General features: G+C 62.8%; 16 protein-coding genes and 1 pseudogene. 15 read left to right on the top strand and 2 right to left on the bottom strand.

Features of this window, described 5'->3' with window-relative positions; translation table 11 throughout:
• The first annotated feature begins 116 nt into the window (after positions 1–116).
• From M4J40_RS11565 to M4J40_RS11555, 3 genes and pseudogenes are all read left to right on the top strand, one after another.
• The gene (locus M4J40_RS11565) at positions 117–1,721 is read left to right on the top strand and encodes an ABC-F family ATP-binding cassette domain-containing protein (protein ID WP_251754317.1); all 1,605 of its coding nucleotides are present in this window, start codon (positions 117–119) and stop codon (positions 1,719–1,721) included.
• 592 nt (positions 1,722–2,313) lie between these two features.
• Positions 2,314–4,137: pseudogene (locus M4J40_RS11560) on the top strand (phosphoenolpyruvate carboxykinase (GTP)); the annotation flags it as partial.
• Between the two features lie 752 nt (positions 4,138–4,889).
• Complete coding sequence (locus tag M4J40_RS11555; protein WP_251754315.1) at positions 4,890–6,140, top strand: class I SAM-dependent methyltransferase; 1,251 nt, start codon at positions 4,890–4,892, stop codon at positions 6,138–6,140.
• A gap of 71 nt (positions 6,141–6,211) precedes the next feature.
• Here M4J40_RS11555 and M4J40_RS11550 read toward each other — a convergent pair whose 3' ends face one another.
• On the bottom strand, positions 6,212–7,015 hold the full coding sequence (locus M4J40_RS11550) for an RNA methyltransferase (protein ID WP_251754314.1): 804 nt from the start codon (positions 7,013–7,015) through the stop codon (positions 6,212–6,214).
• A gap of 94 nt (positions 7,016–7,109) precedes the next feature.
• Between M4J40_RS11550 and M4J40_RS11545 the strand changes: the two genes are divergently transcribed.
• From M4J40_RS11545 to rpsI, 4 genes are all read left to right on the top strand, one after another.
• On the top strand, positions 7,110–7,463 hold the full coding sequence (locus M4J40_RS11545; protein WP_251754313.1) for a DUF423 domain-containing protein: 354 nt from the start codon (positions 7,110–7,112) through the stop codon (positions 7,461–7,463).
• A gap of 92 nt (positions 7,464–7,555) precedes the next feature.
• Positions 7,556–8,503, top strand: a complete 948-nt coding sequence (gene fabD / locus M4J40_RS11540) for an ACP S-malonyltransferase (protein ID WP_251754312.1) — start codon at positions 7,556–7,558, stop codon at positions 8,501–8,503.
• Between the two features lie 224 nt (positions 8,504–8,727).
• Entirely contained in the window at positions 8,728–9,189 is a 462-nt protein-coding gene (gene rplM / locus M4J40_RS11535; RefSeq protein ID WP_251725712.1) for a 50S ribosomal protein L13, read from the top strand.
• Between the two features lie 3 nt (positions 9,190–9,192).
• Positions 9,193–9,669 (top strand): 30S ribosomal protein S9, encoded by a 477-nt coding sequence (rpsI, locus tag M4J40_RS11530; RefSeq protein WP_251754311.1) that lies wholly within the window; start codon positions 9,193–9,195, stop codon positions 9,667–9,669.
• 88 nt (positions 9,670–9,757) lie between these two features.
• On the opposite strand, the gene M4J40_RS11525 is transcribed toward rpsI, so the two are convergent.
• Positions 9,758–10,681, bottom strand: coding sequence for a pirin family protein (locus tag M4J40_RS11525; RefSeq protein WP_251754310.1), 924 nt, complete (start codon positions 10,679–10,681; stop codon positions 9,758–9,760).
• 784 nt (positions 10,682–11,465) lie between these two features.
• Here M4J40_RS11525 and proS point away from each other — a divergent pair.
• From proS to glgC, 8 genes are all read left to right on the top strand, one after another.
• Entirely contained in the window at positions 11,466–12,788 is a 1,323-nt protein-coding gene (gene proS, locus M4J40_RS11520) for a proline--tRNA ligase (protein ID WP_251754309.1), read from the top strand.
• 187 nt (positions 12,789–12,975) lie between these two features.
• A complete protein-coding gene (locus M4J40_RS11515) occupies positions 12,976–14,244 on the top strand; it encodes a lipoprotein-releasing ABC transporter permease subunit (RefSeq protein WP_251754308.1) in 1,269 nt (422 codons plus the stop codon).
• Between the two features lie 8 nt (positions 14,245–14,252).
• Positions 14,253–14,957, top strand: a complete 705-nt coding sequence (locus M4J40_RS11510; protein ID WP_251754307.1) for an ABC transporter ATP-binding protein — start codon at positions 14,253–14,255, stop codon at positions 14,955–14,957.
• Positions 14,958–14,996: 39 nt separating this feature from the next.
• Positions 14,997–15,860, top strand: a complete 864-nt coding sequence (locus M4J40_RS11505; RefSeq protein ID WP_251754306.1) for a D-amino-acid transaminase — start codon at positions 14,997–14,999, stop codon at positions 15,858–15,860.
• 196 nt (positions 15,861–16,056) lie between these two features.
• Positions 16,057–16,299 carry an RNA chaperone Hfq gene (hfq, locus tag M4J40_RS11500; protein ID WP_026791804.1) on the top strand — a complete coding sequence of 81 codons (243 nt, stop codon included), beginning with the start codon at positions 16,057–16,059 and terminating at the stop codon, positions 16,297–16,299.
• Positions 16,300–16,407: 108 nt separating this feature from the next.
• On the top strand, positions 16,408–17,805 hold the full coding sequence (gene hflX, locus M4J40_RS11495) for a GTPase HflX (protein WP_405030748.1): 1,398 nt from the start codon (positions 16,408–16,410) through the stop codon (positions 17,803–17,805).
• Positions 17,806–17,897: 92 nt separating this feature from the next.
• Positions 17,898–18,596: a L,D-transpeptidase gene (locus M4J40_RS11490; RefSeq protein ID WP_251754305.1), complete on the top strand. Its 699-nt coding sequence runs from the start codon at positions 17,898–17,900 to the stop codon at positions 18,594–18,596.
• A 272-nt stretch (positions 18,597–18,868) separates the two neighbouring features.
• On the top strand, positions 18,869–20,137 hold the full coding sequence (gene glgC, locus M4J40_RS11485) for a glucose-1-phosphate adenylyltransferase (RefSeq protein ID WP_251754304.1): 1,269 nt from the start codon (positions 18,869–18,871) through the stop codon (positions 20,135–20,137).
• The last annotated feature ends 161 nt before the right edge of the window (positions 20,138–20,298 follow it).

Genomic DNA, 20,298 nt, shown 5'->3' with positions numbered 1-20,298 from the left:
GTTGAGCGGCCTATACCCCGCCGTTCAAGCAGCAACGCCTGCGCAACATGGAATGACCACAATGAATGACAGCCTGATCGCAGATCTCGTTTTCCCTGCCATCAGGACTCTCATTCATGCCCGCTTCCATCACGCTTTCCGGTCTCAGCTATTCTACGCCTGACGGCCGCCCTCTATTCGACAACCTCAGCATCGTCTTCAACGCCGAGCGTACCGGTCTCGTCGGACGCAACGGCGTTGGAAAGTCGACGCTTTTCCGCCTGATTGCCGGCGAACTGGCGCCTCGCTCGGGCACTATCGCCGTTGGCGGACGGCTCGCCATGCTGCGGCAGATCGTGGCGCCGCCTCCGGAGATGACCGTCGCCGACCTGTTCGGAGTGACCGAGGGTATGGCGCTGCTCGACCGCGCCGAGGCGGGCGAGGCAAGCCTTGTCGAGTTGGCTGATGCCGATTGGACGCTTCCAGTACGCCTGGAGGCTGCGCTTTCTCGGCTTGGTCTCGATATTCGGCCGGGTACGCTGCTCAACGCATTGTCCGGTGGCGAGGCGACACGGGTCGCCCTGGCGGCGCTGACGTTCGATGAGCCGGACATGCTGCTGCTCGACGAGCCCACCAACAATCTCGATCGCGAGGGGCGAAGGGCGGTGATCGACCTTCTGGCCGGTTGGCGTGGTGGTTCGATGGTGATCAGCCATGATCGCGAGCTGTTGGAGACCATGGACAGCATCGTCGAGCTCACCTCGCTTGGTGCCAGCCGGTATGGGGGCGGCTGGAGCGCCTATCGAGAGCGCAAGGCTCTCGAACTCGCCGCGGCGCGGCACGATTACGACGATGCGGAGAGGCGGCTTGTCGGCGAACGGCAGGCGGCCCAGGTCCAGGCTGAGAAGCAGGCGCGACGGGCCGGGGTCGGGGGGCGCAAGGCCGCGAAAGGCGACATGCCCAAGATCGTGGCCGGTGGTCTGGAACGCAAGGCGGAAGAAACGCGCGCCGCCGACGCTCGTCTTGGGGAGCGGCGCATGGCCGCGGCGGCCTCCGCCCTGGAGGAGGCACGCGGCAAGTTGGAGGTTCTCGTTCCCTTCTCGGTCAGTCTGCCTCCGTCGGGCCTCGTCGACGATCGCCTCGTACTGAAGCTGGACGCGGTCTCGGCCGGCCATGGCGACAGGGTGCTCGTGCATGCCCTGTCGCTCGAAATCCGAGGACCGGAGCGTGTCGCGGTCACCGGACCGAACGGATCGGGAAAGTCCACTCTGTTGAGGACGATCATTGGCGATCGTCCGCCGCTCTCTGGGGTGGTGGACATGCGCGTCGACTTCGCTTTTCTCGATCAGCGCGTCTCGCTTCTCGATGAGGCAGAAACGATCCGCGACAACTATCGCCGCCTGGATCCCGGCGCCAGCGAGCAAGCCTGCCGGGCGAGTCTCGCCAGGTTCAAGTTTCGTGCCGATGCCGCGCTCAGAACGGTCGGTAGCCTGTCGGGGGGCGAACGCCTCAGGGCGGGGCTGGCCTGCGTGCTCGGCCGCGCGCGCCCGCCGCAACTCCTTATTCTTGACGAGCCGACCAACCACCTCGACGTCGAGTCGATCGAAACCGTGGAGGCCGGTCTTCGGGCCTATGATGGATCACTTCTGGTTGTGAGCCACGATGAGTCTTTTCTTGAGGCCATCTCCATCGACCGGCGCATCGCACTTGCTTCGGCGGAGGGTGGGGCAGGGGCGGTCTAGCCTCGCCCGGGGGCGCCGGTAGGGGAATCATAATCGATTGAATGCCGTCGATCCGGCCATTCTCGAAGTGAAGGCCCGACTCTGATGCCGCTTGCGGATCGATATTTGAAAAACTTAGTACAAAATACGTATTTAATACGTAGTGGCACGTAGAACTTTGGGCGAAACCGGTAACCGGATCGTTTGGGGCAGGAAAAAGCCCGGAAATTAGCCGAAATGATCAGTTGACCGGCCCGTATCGTGCCATTTGTTCCCTGTGTGTTCGCATATTTCGTCGATTGTTTCTGTGGTCTCGTACGGTCTTACAACGATTGATCCCTCATACTTCAGTCGGTATTGTCTTTTTCAGGAACGCTAATCCGGGCCGCTCGGTTATGGGTGCCGGGCGTTGGAGAGACTGGTAGGAGAGTTGATCGTCATGGGGTTGTCTGATGGGGCCGTGAGGTTCCCGATGCTGCTCTTTTGTGGTGTAGTCGCCACGGCGGACGTCTCTTTCTTCAGGCTGCGAACCTTACCCACCCCTATCGGCGCATCGTCTCATAAGTCCTCTCTACGCAAATGAGACCGGAACGGGCGGCGATATGTCCATCGGAGAAAGCTGATGTCACAAGCTCCTACCAAGAATGCCAAGCTGATTGCCTGGGTCGAAGAAGTCGCCAAGCTGACGACCCCGGACCGCATCTACTGGTGCGATGGTTCGCAGGAAGAATATGATCGTCTCTGCCAGGAGCTGGTCGACGGCGGCACCTTCACCCGTCTGAACGACAAGAAGCGTCCGAACAGCTTCCTCGCCCGTTCCAATCCGTCGGACGTTGCCCGCGTCGAGAGCCGCACCTTCATCTGCGCCAAGACCAAGGAAGAAGCCGGCCCGACCAACAACTGGGCTGACCCGACCGAAATGCGCGCCACCATGATGGGCCTGTTCAAGGGCTGCATGAAGGGCCGCACGATGTACGTGATCCCCTTCTCCATGGGACCGCTCGGCTCGAAGATCGCTCAGATCGGCGTCGAGCTGACCGATAGCGCCTATGTCGCCGTCCACATGCGCATCATGACCCGCATGGGTACCAAGGTGCTCGACGTGCTCGGCAACGACGAGTTCGTGCCCTGCATCCACTCTGTCGGCGCTCCGCTCGAAGCCGGCCAGAAGGACGTCGCCTGGCCCTGCAACGACACCAAGTATATCGTCCACTTCCCCGACACCCGCGAGATCATGTCGTTCGGTTCGGGCTACGGCGGTAACGCGCTGCTCGGCAAGAAGTGTCTGGCGCTCCGCATCGCTTCGGTCATGGCCCGCGACGAGGGCTGGCTGGCCGAGCACATGCTCATCCTCGGCGTCAAGAACCCCAAGGGCGAGAAGTCCTACGTCGCGGCCGCCTTCCCGTCGGCCTGCGGCAAGACCAACTTCGCCATGATCATCCCGCCCAAGGCCTACGCGGGCTGGGAAATCACCACCATTGGCGACGATATCGCCTGGGTGAAGCCGAACGCCGATGGCGAACTGCGCGCCATCAACCCCGAGAACGGCCTGTTCGGCGTTGCTCCCGGCACCAACGAAGTGTCGAACCCGAACGCGCTGCGCACCCTGCACGCCAACTGCATCTTCACCAACGTCGCCCTGACCGACGATGGCGACGTGTGGTGGGAAGGCATGACCGACGAGGCGCCTGCGCACCTGATCGACTGGACGGGTAAGGACTGGACCCCGGATTGCGGCCGCCCGGCTGCTCATCCGAACAGCCGCTTCACCGCTCCGGCGAGCCAGGTTCCGTCGATCGACCCGGACTGGGAGAACCCCGCCGGTGTTCCGATCTCGGCCTTCATCGTTGGCGGCCGCGTTGCCACCGCCTTCCCGCTGGTCATGCAGTCGTTCAGCTGGAGCCACGGCGTCTATCTTGCCGCCACCATGGGCTCCGAGCAGACGGCCGCTGCCGAGGGTACCGGCATGCGTCGCGATCCCTTCGCCATGCTGCCCTTCTGCGGCTACAACATGGGCGACTATTGGGCGCACTGGCTCGACATGGGTCGCAACCTGCCGAAGGCGCCGGGCTTCTTCCGCGTCAACTGGTTCCGCAAGGACGACAACGGCAAGTTCATTTGGCCGGGCTACGGCGAGAACATGCGAGCTCTCGAGTGGATCGTTGGTCGCGTCAATGGTGAAGCCGACGCCGTCGAGTGCCCCTACGGTCTGGTGCCGCGTTATGATGACCTCAACATGGAGGGCATCGACTTCTCCAAGGCCAAGTATGATGCCATCCTGAAGGTCACCAAGGCCAAGGCGTTGGCCGAGGCCGAGGATCAGGGCAAGTACTTCGCTCAGTTTGGGGATCGTCTCCCCAAGGAAGTGGAGCTTGAGCGTCAGCTGTTCACGGCCCGCCTCGAGCGCACGGCCGACGTGTGGGAAATCAAGGGCTGACCGGTTTCCGGTAAGTTCGAGACTTTTCTGACGACATGAAGGACGGCCCCCGGCAAACGGGGGCCGTTCTTTTTTGGGCGCTACGCCCAATTCCAGATGGAAGCCTTGCTGACATCTTCTGTCGTCTCGTTGGGAGTAGACAGGGAAGGTCGGGAGTGGGGCAGGTTGTGAGCATACTCAATCGCGCGTGGCATGAGGCGAATCCCATGCCGAAAAATCCCAAGCCGGAGCAGCGCATGGCTTGGCATGCAGGACATGCTGCAAACTGCGGCTGCCGCCCGATCCCTGCCGGCGTGGTCCGTCTGTTCGTCGAACGTGGTTTGCCGGTTCCGACCGAAACGGCGCGTGTGGAGGTCGCCGGGCGGAAGGGGCAAGAGCAGTGACAGGCCTCTCGCGAGAACTCGCCTGGCAGACATCTGATGGACCGGATAGAGAGCTCTCGCAGTCGTGATCGCCGTCTCCGGCTCAATCCCTGGATTTTCCTGGAACCTTTTTGGGTTTCAGTCATATTTATGAATGGGCCGCCGATAGGGGCCGCCGTCCGCCTCTGGCGGACCCGGCTCCGGACCGGACTTCATTTCATTGGCGACGATCCTCTACGGCCTCGGTTGCAGTTTCAGTTGGCGCCATCGGACGTTTACGATTTCGGCCTTGTTGAAGACCGCAGAACCGATGCCGCCGCGATAGCGTAGGTGGGGGACCATGCGATGGTCTGGGCGGAAAATATTCTCCGCGGCCTGCTGAATAAGCTGGTGACGCGGGGTTCGTTTGAAGTTGAACTCTACAATGGAACCCGCTGGACTTTCGGCGATGGCAGCGGCAAGCGTGTCTTGGTTCGCGTCGCCGATCGAAAGGTCGCCGCGGAGTTGATCCGCGACCCGGAGGTCCGGTTCGGCGAGCTCTATATGGACGGTCGGCTGGACGTCGTCGAAGGCACGCTCTACGAACTTCTCGAACTGCTGCTTCAGCATGGCGTGGGCATGCGGCAGTTCACCGGTCGGAAGCTGTTCCTGATGGCTCGCAAGATCAGGCACCTGCTGGTCGGGCGCAACACGCTTCTGCGGTCGCGTCGCAATGTCGTTCATCACTACGACCTCAACGCGGCCTTCTATGATCTCTTCCTGGACACCGATCGCCAGTATTCCTGCGCCTACTATGCCGCCCCGGACATGACGCTCGAGGAGGCCCAGCGCGCCAAGTGCCGGCATCTTGCCGCCAAACTGCTGATCGATCCGGGCATGAGTGTCCTCGATATCGGCTCCGGCTGGGGCGGGCTCGGGCTCTACCTTGCCGAGGTCGGGCAGGCTGGCAACGTCAAGGGCGTCACGCTATCTGACGAGCAACTGGTGATCGCCAGAAAGCGCGCCGACGACAAGGGGTACGGCCATGTGAAGTTCGAGCTCGAAGATTACCGCAGCACGCGCGGAACCTTTGACCGTATCATTTCGGTCGGCATGTTCGAGCACGTCGGCCCCCAGAACTACGACACCTATTTCCGCAAGGCGGCCGATCTTCTGGCCGACGACGGCGTGTTCATGCTGCATACCATCGGCCATACGTCGACGCCGGGTCTCACCAACGGCTGGATCACCAAGTACATCTTCCCCGGCGGTCATTTGCCCGCCTTGTCGGAGGTGGTGACCGCCGTCGAGAAGTCCGGACTGATGATGGCGGATGTGGAGGTGCTGCGACATCACTATGCCGACACCCTTCGCGAGTGGCGTGCTCGCTTCATGGCCCGGCGCCACGAGGCGCTGGCGCTCTACGACGAGCGCTTCTGCCGGATGTGGGAGTGCTATCTCGCCATGTGCGAGGCCGCTTTCCGCTTCCTCGACGTTGTCGTCTACCAGTTCCAGCTCACGCATCGGAACGACGTGGTGCCGATCACCCGCGACTATATCGCCAAGCGAGAGGCCACCCTGTTCGCTCGCGAGAGGGCTCTGGGTGAGCCGACGGCGGCGCGCTCCTGGCGGGACATGGCGACGGTCATCTCGAGAGGATAAGCCGACATCACTTTCGATCCTGCCCAGCCCCCTTTGTTGGGGACTGGGCGGGGTCCGAAAGCGATTTGCGATCAGCTTCGTGTGGCCATCCTGCGCGTCAGTTCGTAGAGCGCAATGCCGCTGGTTGTCGCGACATTGAGGCTGTCGAATCCGCTGGCCATGTCGATGCGCACCGTCTCGGCGGCGGACATTTCGGCATCCGGCAGTCCCGGCCCTTCCGTCCCCAACAGCAAGGCCACCGGTCGATCGGTCGGAACCTCATGGAGCCGCATGGCCCCACGTGGCGATAACGCCAATACTCGATAGCCCTGGTCGGCGAGGGCGGCGGCGACGCTCGAACCCGTGTCGAGCCGCGTGAACGGCACGTTCAGGACGCCGCCGACCGACACTCGGATCGCTTTCCTGTAGTGCGGATCGCATGACGTCGCGTCGAGCACGACCGCTCCTGCGCCAAAGGCCGCGGCATTGCGAAAAATGCCGCCCATGTTGTCGTGGTTGGCGAGTCCGACAAGGCCGAGCACGACTCGCGGATGGTCCGCCAGCAGGTCGGCGAGCGGCGGGGAGGGCGAGCGTCGGCCGAGGCCGAGAAGACCGCGATGGATGGGGAAGCCGACGACCGTATCCATCAGCTCCTGATCGGCGATGAAGATCGGCAAATCGTCGGGCGGCGACCACGCCAGAACGGTGTCGACACGGTTACGGGCGATCAGAAGGGCTTCGGGCCGATAGCGCGAGCCCGTCGACAGGAAAACGGCGAGTACGCTTTCCCCCTCGGCGATGAAAGCGTTTCCATGGGTCTGCCGAAGATCGCGATCGCGCACGTTCATGAACGGCGCGAGGCGCGGATCGCTCGGATCGGTGACCGGAATGATCATGGCTTTGTCTTCCGCTTCTTGACGGGGGAACATGAGACACCGTTATTAGGTGCGAGGCGTGGATGCCAGAGGGGCACGTCCAAAGGATTGCGAGATGTCTCATCAACGACTGATCGGATTGTCTGCGGGAGTTCTCGGCGCCGTCGGCGTGGCGACACTGGCCGTCGGAGCCCATGCCGTCACCGGCGCCAACCTTGATGTTGCCGGAAGCATTCTCCTGTTTCACGCGGCGGCGCTGCTGGGCCTTGCCAATGCCGGCGAACGGCGACTGAGAGGACTGTCAGCCCTCTTGTTCGTGGCTGGCTGCCTATTGTTCTCAGGCGATCTGGTTTTCAAGGCGGCCATGGCGAGGAGCCTGTTTCCGATGGCGGCGCCATCAGGTGGAGTCGCGCTGATCCTTGGTTGGCTGGTCGTCGCCATCGGCTCGCTGATGCCTCGTCGACCTTAGCGTCGTCTTCCCCGGATTCCTGTGGCGCGGCCTTGACTCTTGCGCGGCCAGATGGTCGTGTCCGCCCGAAAACCATTGAGGAAAGCCAACAAATGACCAACGCCTTCGTGTTCCCCGGTCAGGGCAGTCAGGCCATCGGCATGGGCAAGGCCCTTGCCGATCATTATGCCGCCTCGCGGGCGGTGTTCGAGGAGGTGGACGAGGCTCTCGGCGAGAAGCTGTCCGACGTCATCTTCAACGGCCCCGAAGACCATTTGACGCTGACCGCCAACACCCAGCCGGCCCTGATGGCCGTCAGTCTGGCCGCGCTGCGCGCCCTGGAGGCGGAAGGCATTACCATCAAGCAGCACGCCGCCTTCGTTGCCGGTCATTCGCTTGGCGAGTACTCGGCCTTGGCCGCCGCCGGTGCGCTCTCGGTGACCGATGCCGCCCGCCTGCTGCGCGCGCGCGGCAATGCCATGCAGAAAGCCGTGCCGGTAGGTGAGGGCGCCATGGCCGCGCTGCTTGGTCTCGATTTCGAGACGGCGGTCGCCGTCGCCAAGGAAGCCGCACAGGGCGATGTTTGCGAGGCGGCCAATGACAACGCGCCCGGTCAGGTCGTGGTGTCCGGCGCCAAGCTTGCCGTCATTCGCGCCGTGGATATCGCCAAGGGCAAGGGCGCCAAGCGCGCCATGCTGCTCAACGTCTCGGCCCCCTTCCATTGCCGACTGATGCAACCGGCGGCCGAGGCGATGGCCGAGGCGCTCGGCACGGCGACCATCAATGCGCCGATCGTGCCGATCTTCGCCAACGTCACCGCGGCGCCGACGTCCGATCCCGAGGCAATCCGCAAGCAACTCGTCGCCCAGGTGACCGGCACCGTGCGCTGGCGCGAGAGCGTGTCGGCTATGGCCGGAGCTGGTGTCGACAAGTTCGTGGAAGTTGGCGCCGGCAAGGTCCTGTCCGGCCTTATTCGCCGCATTGCGCCGGCGGAGGGCGTGATCGACTTCGGCAAACCTTCCGACATCGCCGACGTCAAGGCGCTGCTCGGCTTGGCCTGACCCGCAAAAATCGTGTGGTAATAAGATACCGTATTTGTTAGGTTGTTGATTTTCAAAGGGATGAAGCCGTTCAGCCTGCTTGACAAATGGGCGGTGTTTCCATATTGGAGAACGCGACGGCGGCGACCGGCAACGGGAGCCGCCCTTTCGCATCGGAAACGGTGCGAAAGATGAGACGAACCGGCCGCCTCTTGGGGCGGCCCAACCGGAAGACGGTAACGCCCATGACGACCTATACGGCGAAGCCGGCGAACATCGAGAAGAAGTGGGTCTTGATCGACGCCGAAGGCCTCGTGGTCGGCCGCCTCGCGACTGTGATCGCGATGCGCCTCCGCGGCAAGCATAAGGCCACCTATACCCCTCACATGGATGACGGAGACAATGTCGTCGTCATCAATGCGGACAAGGTGGTTCTGACGGGACGCAAGTACACCGACAAGACCTACTACTGGCACACCGGGTATATCGGTGGCATCAAGGAGCGCAAGGCGCGCCAGATCCTTGAGGGGCGCTTCCCCGAGCGCGTGCTCGAGAAGGCCGTCGAGCGCATGATCCCCGAAGGCCCGCTCGGCCGTCGCCAGCTTTCCAACCTCCGCGTCTACGCCGGTGCCGAGCATCCCCATGCCGCCCAGCAGCCGGAAGTCCTCGACGTCAAGTCGATGAACAAGATGAACACGAGGCCTTGATCCATGGCTGAGCTTTCCTCCCTCGCCGAACTCGGCGCTGCCGACGTCGCTCCGGTGGCCGAGGCCCCCGTGCACGTTCAGAAGCTCGACAAGTTCGGCCGCGCCTATGCCACCGGCAAGCGCAAGAACGCCATCGCTCGCGTCTGGGTCAAGCCGGGTTCCGGCAAGATCGTCGTGAACGGCAAGGAGTTCACCGCCTACTTCGGTCGCCCGGTGCTTCAGATGATCGTGCAGCAGCCGATCTATGCCGCCGCTCGCGATGGCCAGTTCGACATCATCGCCACCGTTTCCGGCGGCGGTCTGTCTGGCCAGGCCGGCGCTTTGCGCCACGGCATTTCGAAGGCGCTGACCTATTACGAGCCGGGCCTGCGCGGCGTGCTCAAGAAGCTTGGCTTCCTGACTCGCGACAGCCGCGTCGTCGAGCGCAAGAAGTACGGCAAGCGCAAGGCTCGCCGGAGCTTCCAGTTCTCGAAGCGCTGATCCGGTTTCGGATTTGGAATGTGGAAAGGGCGGTGCCGATGGCGCCGCCCTTTTCCGTTTGCGTCTTCAGCTTGGAAGGCTGCTGACGTCAGTCCTTGACGCGAAGCCCTACCGGATCGGGCGGCAGCGGAATGAACTCCGTCTCGCCGGCGATCTCCGGGAAGCGCCGGGCGCGCCAGTCGGCCTTGGCTGCTTCGATGCGCTCCTTCGACGAGGAAACGAAGTTCCAGTAGATGTGTCGCTTCTCGGGGAAGGGCTCTCCTCCGATCAGCACGAGGCGCGTTGGCTCCGTCGCCACCAGGATCACCTCGGCGCCGGGTCGGAAGATGACCAGCTGGTTCGGGGGGAAGGCGCCGTCTTGCCCCTCGATGCCGGCGCCACCGCTGATGACATAGGCAGCGCGCTCGACGTGGTCGGGAGGTACCTTGAAGCGCGTGCCGGCTTCCAGATGGACGTCGGCATACATCAGGTCGGAGTAGACCGGCACCGGCGAGCGAACGCCGAATCCTTCCCCGGCCACCAGCGTCATGCGCATGCCGGTATCGGAGAAAACGGGAAGCGCTGCCTTGTCGTGGTGACTGAAGAGAGGGGCGACCTCTTCGCTTGCTTTCGGCAGGGCCACCCAGATCTGTGTACCGAACAGGTTTCCTCCGGCGGCATGAACCTCGGCGGGAAAACGCTCGGAGTGGACGATACCGTTTCCAGCCGTCATCCAGTTGACCTCACCGGCCCTGATCGTCTCCTTGTGACCGGCGCTGTCGCGATGGACCATTTCGCCATCGAACAGGTAGGTCAGGGTGGAGAGGCCGATATGCGGATGTGGCCGCACGTCCTCCGCCTCTCCGGCGCCGAACATCACCGGCCCCATCTGGTCGAAGAAGATGAAGGGGCCGACCATGCGGCGCTGCGCCGACGGCAGGGCGCGGCGCACCTTGAAGCCGCCGAGGTCGCGGACGTTCGGAAGGATGATTTCCTCGACGCGGTCATTTCCGCCCTTGCCGGGAATGCTCATGATCTGCCTTTCCTGTTGCGAGAACGTTCGCCGGTCGGTTGAGCCGCCCGGATCGAAAGGCGGCTCTCCAGCACGTATAGTCGAAACATTTGCGCCCGGACTGTTTCAGCTCGGACCACGAATGCTTCAGACAAGATAGGGGCTTCTGCGGATGAGCGGTAGCGGCCGTTTGTTGAACGGTGTTTTCATCTTGAAGTCAGCGGCCTGCGCAAGAACAGGCATGATCATCCGAAAGGTCGAAATAAAAAAGCAGGGCCGAAGCCCTGCTTTCTAGTTCCGCGTGTCAGCCCATAAAGCCTACAGATAGAAAGACCTCCCAATCCATCCGCTGGCGGCAGCGTTTTCCGCGCCTATATGGGTTTTCCCTCCCAAGACTCAGACCGCGATAACTGGAGGGCATTCTACTTTTGCCTAGTTTGACGGCTTCATTTACTGAAGCATTTCGTCTTTTGGCCGTGCCATCCTTATTTATGGCGGGTACCATACACTGCGTTTTTTGGTTTGTCATCCATTTGTGCATGGGCTGCATGCTTGTTCGGCATAGGGCGTTTCGTTCGTCGCCTTTACAATTTGGATTGGGAAATATCGCCATATCAATGGGTTGGCGGCGCGTTCTGGAGCGGTTCCGAGTTGGCGCTTCATCCGTGATTTGCCCCATAGACTAAAGTCATAGCGAAAGGCGACGTGCGCCGTTGCTTTCGGATGATCGGGGACCGATCGGTCTTGTTTTTTCAGGGTCGATGCGCTTTGAGTAGCGCGCATATTCAACGCCCGAGAGGATTCCATGCGTCTCAGCCGGTATTTCCTGCCCATCCTAAAAGAGGCGCCCAAGGAGGCGGAGATCGTCTCGCATCGCCTGATGCTGCGTGCTGGCATGATGCGCCAGCAGAACGCCGGCATCTATTCCTGGCTGCCGTTGGGACTGAAGGTTCTGAAGAAGATCGAGGCCATCGTCCGCGAGGAGCAAGATCGGTCCGGCGCCGTCGAGATCCTGATGCCGTCGATCCAGCCCGCCGATCTCTGGCGCGAGAGCGGCCGCTACGATGCCTATGGCAAGGAGATGCTGCGCATCGTCGACCGTCATGAGCGCGAGATGCTCTATGGCCCGACCGCCGAGGAGGTGGTCACCGACATCTTCCGCACCTACGTGCGTTCCTACCGCGACCTGCCGCTCAACCTCTACAACATTCAGTGGAAGTTCCGCGACGAGGTGCGTCCGCGCTTCGGCGTGATGCGAGGCCGCGAGTTCCTGATGAAGGACGCCTATTCCTTCGACGTCGATCAGGCAGGCGCGTTGCGCGCCTATCACAAGATGTTCATCGCCTATCTCCGGACCTACAAGCGGCTCGGCCTCACTGCCATTCCGATGCGCGCCGACACCGGTCCGATCGGCGGCAAGCTCAGCCATGAGTTCATCATCCTCGCCTCCACCGGCGAGAGTGCGGTGTTCTGCGACAAGGACCTTCTCGATCTTCCGGTGCCGGGCGAGGACATTGATTTCGACGGCGATCTCTCGCCTGTTGTCGACATGTTCACCAGCCGCTATGCCGCGACCGACGAAATGCACGACGAGACGGCCTTCGGGGCGCTTCCAGAAGAGCGTCGCGTATCGGCGCGCGGCATCGAGGTCGGTCACATCTTCTCCTTCGGCACCAAGTATTCCGAGCCGATGGGCGCGAAGGTGGCCATGCCGGACGGTAGCGAGCAGCCTGTGATCATGGGATCCTACGGCATCGGCGTGTCGCGTCTCATTGGCGCCATCATCGAGGCCAGCCATGACGACGCCGGCATCATCTGGCCGGAGAGCGTGACGCCCTTCGGTGCCGGCGTGATCAGCCTTCGCCCCGACGACGCGGCCGTGACGGCTGCCTGTGAAGACGCCTATGCGAAGCTCGCCGCTGCCGGCAAGGATCCCCTCTACGACGACACCGCCGCCCGACCGGGGGCCAAGTTCGCGTCCATGGATCTGATCGGACTGCCCTGGCAGATCATCATCGGTCCGAAGGGGCTTGCCGACGGCGTCGTCGAGCTGAAACGCCGCGCCACCGGCGACAAGGAACTGGTGTCGCTGGAGTCGGCGATCGCCCGCGTCACAGAAAAGGCCTGATTGTCGCCGAAGAGGGGCGGTCGCATGCCGCCCCCGTGGCTGTCCGATTCCGCTTGGAAAACACGGAATGGACAGCTTGTCGGCGGACGGAATTTGCTAGTCTCACGCGTCGCCGTCCGGTGGCGCCCGAGTCGGCCATCGGTCTTCTTGGCGGTGGCGTGGCGTTCCGGCGTTTGGAGGTCTTTGGATGAGCGAGGCGAAAGCGGGGCGGCCCTTCGCCCCCTTCGAGTGGAAACTGGCCGGCCGTTATCTGAGGTCCCGTCGCAAGGAAGCCTTCATTTCGGTGATCGCCGGCTTCTCCTTCGTCGGCATCATGCTGGGCGTCGCCACGCTGATCATCGTCATGGCGGTGATGAACGGCTTTCGTGGCCAGTTGATGGAGAAGATCCTCGGCATCAACGGCCATGCCGTGGTCCAACCGATCGATAGCCCGCTTACCGATTACGCTTCGGTCGCCGATCGCCTGTCCGGGGTGGACGGCGTCAGGCTCGCCATGCCCTTCGTGGAGGGCCAGGTGCTGGCGTCCGGGCCATCCGGCGCTTTCGGCGTTCTGGTTCGCGGCGTGCGCAGCGCCGATCTCCAGAAGCTGCCTCTCGTCTTCGATACCGTCCAGGTCGGTTCCTTCGACAAGTTCGATGACGGCATTGGTATCGCCATCGGTCAGCGGCTTGCCGAGAGCCTGGGCGTCACGGTCGGTGACAAGGTCACGCTGGTCAGCCCGAAGGGTAACGTTACCGCTCTCGGCACGACGCCGCGCGTCAAGGCCTATCCGGTGGCCGCCATCTTCAAGATCGGCATGAGCGAGTACGACGGCACCTTCGTCTTCATGCCGATCGCCGAGGCGCAGAAATACTTCATGATGGAGGACAAGGTTACCGCCATCGACGTCTTCGTCAACAATCCCGACGACATCGGGTCGATCAAGGAAAAGCTGACGATCGACGCGGGGCGACCAGTGCTGATAACCGACTGGCGGCAGCGCAACGTGACCTTCTTCTCGGCCCTTGAGGTCGAGCGCAACGTCATGTTCATGATCCTGACGCTGATCGTGCTGGTGGCGGCGCTCAACATCGTTTCCGGCATGACCATGCTGGTGAAGGACAAGAGCCACGACATCGCCATCCTTCGCACAATGGGCGCCAGCCGGGGCGCCATCCTGCGTGTCTTCCTGATCACCGGGTCGGCGATCGGCTTCGCCGGCACCGTCGCCGGATTCGGCCTTGGGCTTGTCGTTTGCCTCAACGTGGAGAAGATCCGGCAGTTTGTGTCCTGGTTGACCTCGACCGAGCTTTTCTCGCCGGAGCTCTACTATCTCAGCCAACTGCCAGCCGACATGCAGATGCACGAAACGATCACCGTGTTGGTCATGGCGCTGGTGCTGTCGTTCGCCGCCACCGTCTATCCAGCCTGGAAGGCGGCCCGTCTCGATCCCGTCGACGCGCTGAGGTATGAGTGATGCCGGCCATGGAAACCCTCATCACCGGCGTCGAAGATCCGGTCCTGAAGCTGGTCGGCATCGAGAAGTCCTACAAGGAAGGATCGGGGACGCTTCCCATCCTGCGAGGCTGCGACTTCAACCTTTTCGCCGGCGAACTGACGGCGCTGGTCGCTCCTTCAGGGGCCGGCAAGTCGACGCTGCTGCACATCACCGGCCTTCTGGAGAAGCCCGACGCCGGTGAGGTGATCATTGGGGGAAAGCCCTGCGGCAAGCTCGATGACACCGTCCGTACGCGGCTTCGCCGTACCGAGATCGGCTTCGTCTACCAGTTCCATCATCTTCTGCCGGAGTTCTCCGCCCTCGAGAACCTGATGATCCCGCAGATGATCGCCGGCCTCGACAAGAAGGAAGCCGCCAAGCGCGGTAACGATCTCCTGTCCTACATGCGCCTCGAGAAGCGAGGGACCCATCTGCCGTCTCAGCTTTCGGGCGGCGAGCGGCAACGCGTCGCCATCGCCCGCGCCGTCGCCAATGCACCGAAGGTGCTGCTTGCCGACGAGCCCACGGGTAACCTCGACCCCAAGACCTCACATTACGTGTTCGACGCTCTGGCCGCCCTGGTCAGGGCTACCGGCCTCGCAGCGATCATCGCCACGCACAACATGGCGCTGGCCGAACGCATGGACCGGCGCATTACCCTCGATGAAGGGCGGATCATCGAACTGGAGTAGTTCGCGATCGCCCGTCGCATTGTTCCTGGAGATCCGACCATGACTTCCCGCATCACCTACGTCAACGGACGCTATGTTCCGTCCAGGGAGGCCGTCGTCAGCGTCGAGGATCGCGGCAATCAGTTCGCGGATGCGGTCTATGAAGCCTGCCAGATCAAGGACGGTGCCATCATCGATCTTCGCCGTCACCTCGACCGGCTCGATCGGTCGTTGGCCGAGCTCAGGATCGCCGCGCCCATGAGCCGGGCAGCCATGACCCACGTTCTGCGGGAGGTCGCGCGTCGCAACCGGGTCGAGAACGGCTATGTCTACTGGCAGATCTCGCGCGGCGCCGCCCCGCGAGACCATGCATTCCCCACAGGCGTACGTCCCACCTTCACGGCAACGGCGAAGTCGCTAGATGTCGCCGCTGCGGCGCTTCGCTATGAAAAGGGCGTGCCGGTCATCACGCTACCCGACAACCGCTGGGAGCGTGTGGACATCAAGACCGTCGGCCTCCTGCCCAACGCTCTTGCCAAGCAGGCGGCGCGCGAAGCTGGCGCCTTCGAGGCCGTCTTCGTCGATGCGGAAGGTTTCGTGACCGAAGGCTCTTCCGCCAACGTCTGGCTGGTCGATGGGGAAGGGCGGCTCGTCACCCGACCGGCCGACCGTGGCATTCTCCGCGGCATCACCCGATCGGTTCTGCTGGAGGTGGCGGAGACCGAGGGCGTGGCGGTGGTGGAGCGGCGTTTCACCGTTGCCGAGATGAAGACGGCGCGTGAGGTTTTCCTGACGTCTGCGGGGGCGACTCTTTGCCCGGTCGTCAGCGTGGACGGCGAGACGGTGGCCAATGGTGCGCCAGGCAGTGTGGCGGCCCGCCTGCGGCGGCGCTTCCACGACCTTGCGGAGCGGACGCCGATTTGACGGCTGGCACCGTGCTTGGCAAAATTGTCACATCCCCGTCTAAACACGGATAGCACGAGCCCGTCGACGGCGACACGCGCTCGAAATGGACTGGTAATTTCCGGCGCGCCCGGCGTAACCATAAGCTCGGGCGACGCGTGGCGTCGGTGTGGCGCTTGCCCCTCACAAAAAAACGAAGTCGAAAAGGCCGAAAAAAATGGCGGACAAAGCCCAAAATCTTCAGGACACCTTCCTCAATCACGTCCGTAAGAACAAGATTTCGCTGACGATTTTTCTGATTAACGGCGTCAAGCTGCAGGGCGTGGTCACTTGGTTTGACAATTTCTGCGTCCTCTTGCGGCGCGATGGGCACTCCCAGCTCGTTTACAAGCACGCCATTTCCACCATCATGCCGGCTCAGCCTCTGGCCCTTTTCGAGGGTAGCGAGGAACCGAACTGAGTTCGGTTTGTTCCGTTGTTGTCCGCCTGTGGAGATTTGCTCCCCGGGCGGGCTGCCACGGCGATTGTCGCATGTTGGCCGCCAGCGGTGCGGCTCTCGGGAGGTCAAGTGACCGACGAACAGGATCGTGAAGAAGGGGCGCGTCCTCGCAAGAAGAGTGTCGATCGCATCGAGGAGCCCGCGAGAGCGCTTGTCCTTGTGCCCGATCTTCGCCAGCGGGGAGGGCGGGACGAGACGTCGGCGACCCAGCGCGATCTCGAGGCGCGCCTCGAAGAGGCTTTCGGCCTGGCTCAGGCCATCGATCTCGACGTCCGCGCTACCTTGCCAGTGCCGGTCAATCAGCCCAAGCCGGCGACGCTGTTCGGCGCCGGCAAGGTTGACGAAATCGCCGAGACGGTGAAGGAGGAGGAGATCGACCTTGCCATCGTCGATCACGCCCTGACTCCCATTCAGCAGCGCAATCTAGAGAAAGCCTGGAAGACCAAGGTCATCGATCGAACTGGCCTGATCCTGGAGATCTTCGGCGAGCGCGCTCGCACGCGCGAAGGGCGGCTGCAGGTTGAGCTGGCCCATCTCAAGTATCAGAAGTCCCGCCTCGTGCGGTCGTGGACCCATCTTGAGCGGCAGCGCGGTGGCTTCGGCTTTCTCGGCGGCCCCGGCGAGACGCAGATCGAGGCCGACCGTCGGCAGCTTCAGGAGAAGATCACCCGTATCGAGGCAGATCTCGAGCAGGTGAAGCGTACGCGCGATTTGCACCGACGCCAGCGTCGCAAGGTGCCTCATCCGGTCGTGGCGCTCGTCGGCTACACCAACGCCGGCAAGTCGACGCTGTTCAACCGGCTGACCGAAGCGGACGTTTTCGCCAAGGATCTGTTGTTCGCGACGCTCGATCCGACGCTGCGTCGCATCAAGCTGCCACATGGCACCGACGCCATATTGTCCGATACCGTGGGGTTCATCTCCAACCTGCCGACCCATCTCGTGGCAGCCTTCCGGGCGACGCTCGAAGAGGTCATCGAAGCCTCGATCATCCTGCATGTCCGTGACATCTCGCATAAGGACACCGAGGCGCAGGCAAGCGACGTTGCCGAGGTGCTGAAGCAGCTCGGCCTCGATCCGTCCGATCGCGACAGGATCATTGAGGTCTGGAACAAGGTCGACCTCGTCGACGCGGGGCGGAGAGACAGCCTCCTCACCCAGGCCAATACCGAGTCGCCAGGAGGGCAGGAGCGACAGGTCGTCTCCGCGATGACCGGCGAAGGTCTTCCCGAGCTGCTGGCTTCCATCGAGGCGCGGCTGCTCGGCGGTCGCCCCGTGCACGAGCTGACTCTCGATTCGTCGGACGGGGCTGGACTCGCTTGGCTCTACGATCATGGAGAGGTGCTGGAGCGTCATGACGATGAGGACGGCACCCTGCGCCTCACGGTACGGGTTGCCGACAAGGCGATGACGACTTTTCACAAGCGTTATGGCGAACGCATCCTGCACCCGACACCAGAAAACTGATATTTACCGGACATGTTTATAAGCCCTGGGAGCACTGCCGCGTTCCCGGGCTTCCTGAAGTGCCACCGCTTAATCGACAGAAAGTGGAAACTATGAACCTACCGTCCAGGCGAGCCTTTCTCGCCGCGCTGCCCCTTGCTCTTGCCGCTTGCGTCTCCGCTCCGGGAACGCCGGCGATGCCGCCGCTCATCGACCCGACCAAGCCGAAGCGCTATCCTCGGCCGTCCTCCCAGTATCTGGCGATGTACAGCGAAGTGAAGGACGGCGGGTTCACTGTTCCGGCCGTCGACCTGACCCAGGTCAACCCGGCTTTCTTGCGTCGCGAAGTCAGCTACACCACCGACGAGCCGGCCGGCACCATCGTCATCGATACGCCGGCTCGCTATCTCTATCTCGTGCTAGGCAACGGCAAGGCCATGCGGTACGGCATTGGCGTTGGTCGCGAGGGATTTGCCTGGTCCGGCAGCGCCGTCATTCGCCGCAAGGCGAAGTGGCCGTCCTGGCATCCGCCGGTGGAAATGCAGGCGCGCGATCCCAAGGCGCGCAAGTGGGCCGGCGGTATGCCCGGCGGTCCCGACAACCCGCTCGGCGCCCGTGCGCACTACCTCTACAAGGGCAATGTCGACACCCTCTATCGCATTCACGGAACGGTGGAGCCCTGGACGATCGGCAGCAACGTTTCCTCCGGCTGCATTCGCCTGATCAATCAGGATGTCATGGACCTGTTCGAGCGCGTTCCGGTCGGTACCGTCGTCAAGGTGCTGGAGCGCCCGGCGGCATCAGTCGCTTGAGCTGGATGCCGCCCCGCCATGGACGCGGGGCGGCTGTCCGCCGCCTCCCGTGGCACGGTTTTCATCAAGAGTTTGAATTCCTTCGCAGCCGAAATAGGGGGAAGACAAATTAACCCTGCCGCGCCATAGTACCCCTGCGTCGAGCCATTATGGCGAACGGGCGGGCGGGGAAGAAGCGCCGTCCGATTCGTCTCTGGTTCCGTTCCGGGCCGGTATTGCCGGCTGCGCCATCGATGGGACCGGGCCGACGGCGGAGAAGTCGGGAGGACAGCATGATTGACAATTCTCACACTAATCGACGGTTGGCGCGCGAAGCGATGGCGTTCGTGCTGGCCGGTGGGCGGGGCAGCCGTCTCAAGGAACTGACCGACCGCAGGGCCAAGCCGGCGGTCTACTTCGGCGGCAAGAGCCGCATCATCGATTTTGCGCTGTCCAACGCGCTCAACTCGGGCATTCGCCGCATCTCGGTGGCGACCCAGTACAAGGCGCACAGCCTGATCCGGCATCTGCAATATGGCTGGAACTTCTTCCGCCAGGAGCGCAACGAGAGCTTCGACATCCTTCCCGCCTCGCAACGCGTCGCCGAAGACAAATGGTACGTTGGAACGGCCGATGCGGTGACGCAGAACATCGACATCATCGAAGCCCACAACATCGAATACATCATCATTCTGGCCGGCGATCACATCTACAAGCAGGATTACGAGATCATGCTCGACCAGCATGTCTCGTCCGGCGCCGATGTCACTGTCGGCTGCATCGAGGTGCCGCGCATGGAGGCCACGGGCTTCGGCGTGATGGCGATCGACGAGAGTGCCCGCATCATTGCCTTCGTCGAGAAACCGGCCGATCCGCCGGCCATGCCCGGTCGCCCGGACCTAGCGCTCGCCTCGATGGGCATCTATGTCTTCAAGACCAGCTTCCTGATCGACCTCCTGCGCCAGGATCAGGATGACCCGAACTCCAGCCACGACTTCGGCAAGGATATCATTCCCGCCATCGTGAAGGGTGGAAAGGCGATCGCTCACAAGTTCTCGGACAGCTGCGTTCGCTCGTCGTCTGAGGCCGAACCCTATTGGCGCGACGTCGGGACCATCGATGCCTTCTGGGAAGCCAACATCGATCTTACCGACTTCGTCCCGGCGCTGGACCTCTACGACACGAAGTGGCCGATCTGGACCTATACCGAGCTGACGCCGCCCGCCAAGTTCATCCACGATGAAGATGGTCGGCGCGGCGCGGCCACCAGTTCTCTGGTGTCCGGCGGCTGCATCATTTCCGGCTCCCGCGTCGACAAGTCCTTGCTGTTTACCGGCGTGCATGCCCACTCCTATTCCGAGGTGGAGCATTGCGTCATATTGCCCTACGTCTCGGTTTCTCGGGGCGCACGCCTGACCAAGTGCGTCGTCGACAAGGGGGTGATCATCCCGTCCGGTCTCGTCGTCGGCGAGGATCCGGAGCTGGATGCCAGCCGCTTCCGCCGGAGCGAAGGCGGCGTCTGCCTGATTACCCAGGACATGATCGATCGGCTGCAGCTCTGACCGCGACGTTGAAAATAGCTCGGGGGCGTGGCAAAACCCGCTCCCCATCCCTTCTCGGGATTGGCGTCGCCGCCGGCAAACCGCCGAAGGCGGCGTCTCCGCGTGAAAAGGTTTGGCTGCATTCCGTTCCGCCGTGCGCGGACGTGATCGGGCATCGCTCA

It is taken from the genome of Pleomorphomonas sp. JP5 (assembly GCF_023721815.1).
Lineage (GTDB): Bacteria > Pseudomonadota > Alphaproteobacteria > Rhizobiales > Pleomorphomonadaceae > Pleomorphomonas.
This window is presented reverse-complemented; position numbering and strand designations above follow the sequence as displayed.

Bases quoted from the DNA above. Each gene is read 5' to 3' on its own strand.
- glgC (WP_251754304.1), top strand. From the start codon at position 18,869: ATGATTGACAATTCTCACACTAATCGACGGTTGGCGCGCGAAGCGATG.
- M4J40_RS11550 (WP_251754314.1), bottom strand. From the start codon at position 7,015: ATGATCATTCCGGTCACCGATCCGAGCGATCCGCGCCTCGCGCCGTTC.
- M4J40_RS11510 (WP_251754307.1), top strand. From the start codon at position 14,253: ATGGAAACCCTCATCACCGGCGTCGAAGATCCGGTCCTGAAGCTGGTC.
- M4J40_RS11565 (WP_251754317.1), top strand. From the start codon at position 117: ATGCCCGCTTCCATCACGCTTTCCGGTCTCAGCTATTCTACGCCTGAC.
- rpsI (WP_251754311.1), top strand. From the start codon at position 9,193: ATGGCTGAGCTTTCCTCCCTCGCCGAACTCGGCGCTGCCGACGTCGCT.
- fabD (WP_251754312.1), top strand. From the start codon at position 7,556: ATGACCAACGCCTTCGTGTTCCCCGGTCAGGGCAGTCAGGCCATCGGC.
- M4J40_RS11515 (WP_251754308.1), top strand. From the start codon at position 12,976: ATGAGCGAGGCGAAAGCGGGGCGGCCCTTCGCCCCCTTCGAGTGGAAA.
- hfq (WP_026791804.1), top strand. From the start codon at position 16,057: ATGGCGGACAAAGCCCAAAATCTTCAGGACACCTTCCTCAATCACGTC.
- M4J40_RS11525 (WP_251754310.1), bottom strand. From the start codon at position 10,681: ATGAGCATTCCCGGCAAGGGCGGAAATGACCGCGTCGAGGAAATCATC.
- M4J40_RS11490 (WP_251754305.1), top strand. From the start codon at position 17,898: ATGAACCTACCGTCCAGGCGAGCCTTTCTCGCCGCGCTGCCCCTTGCT.
- rplM (WP_251725712.1), top strand. From the start codon at position 8,728: ATGACGACCTATACGGCGAAGCCGGCGAACATCGAGAAGAAGTGGGTC.
- proS (WP_251754309.1), top strand. From the start codon at position 11,466: ATGCGTCTCAGCCGGTATTTCCTGCCCATCCTAAAAGAGGCGCCCAAG.
- M4J40_RS11545 (WP_251754313.1), top strand. From the start codon at position 7,110: ATGTCTCATCAACGACTGATCGGATTGTCTGCGGGAGTTCTCGGCGCC.
- M4J40_RS11505 (WP_251754306.1), top strand. From the start codon at position 14,997: ATGACTTCCCGCATCACCTACGTCAACGGACGCTATGTTCCGTCCAGG.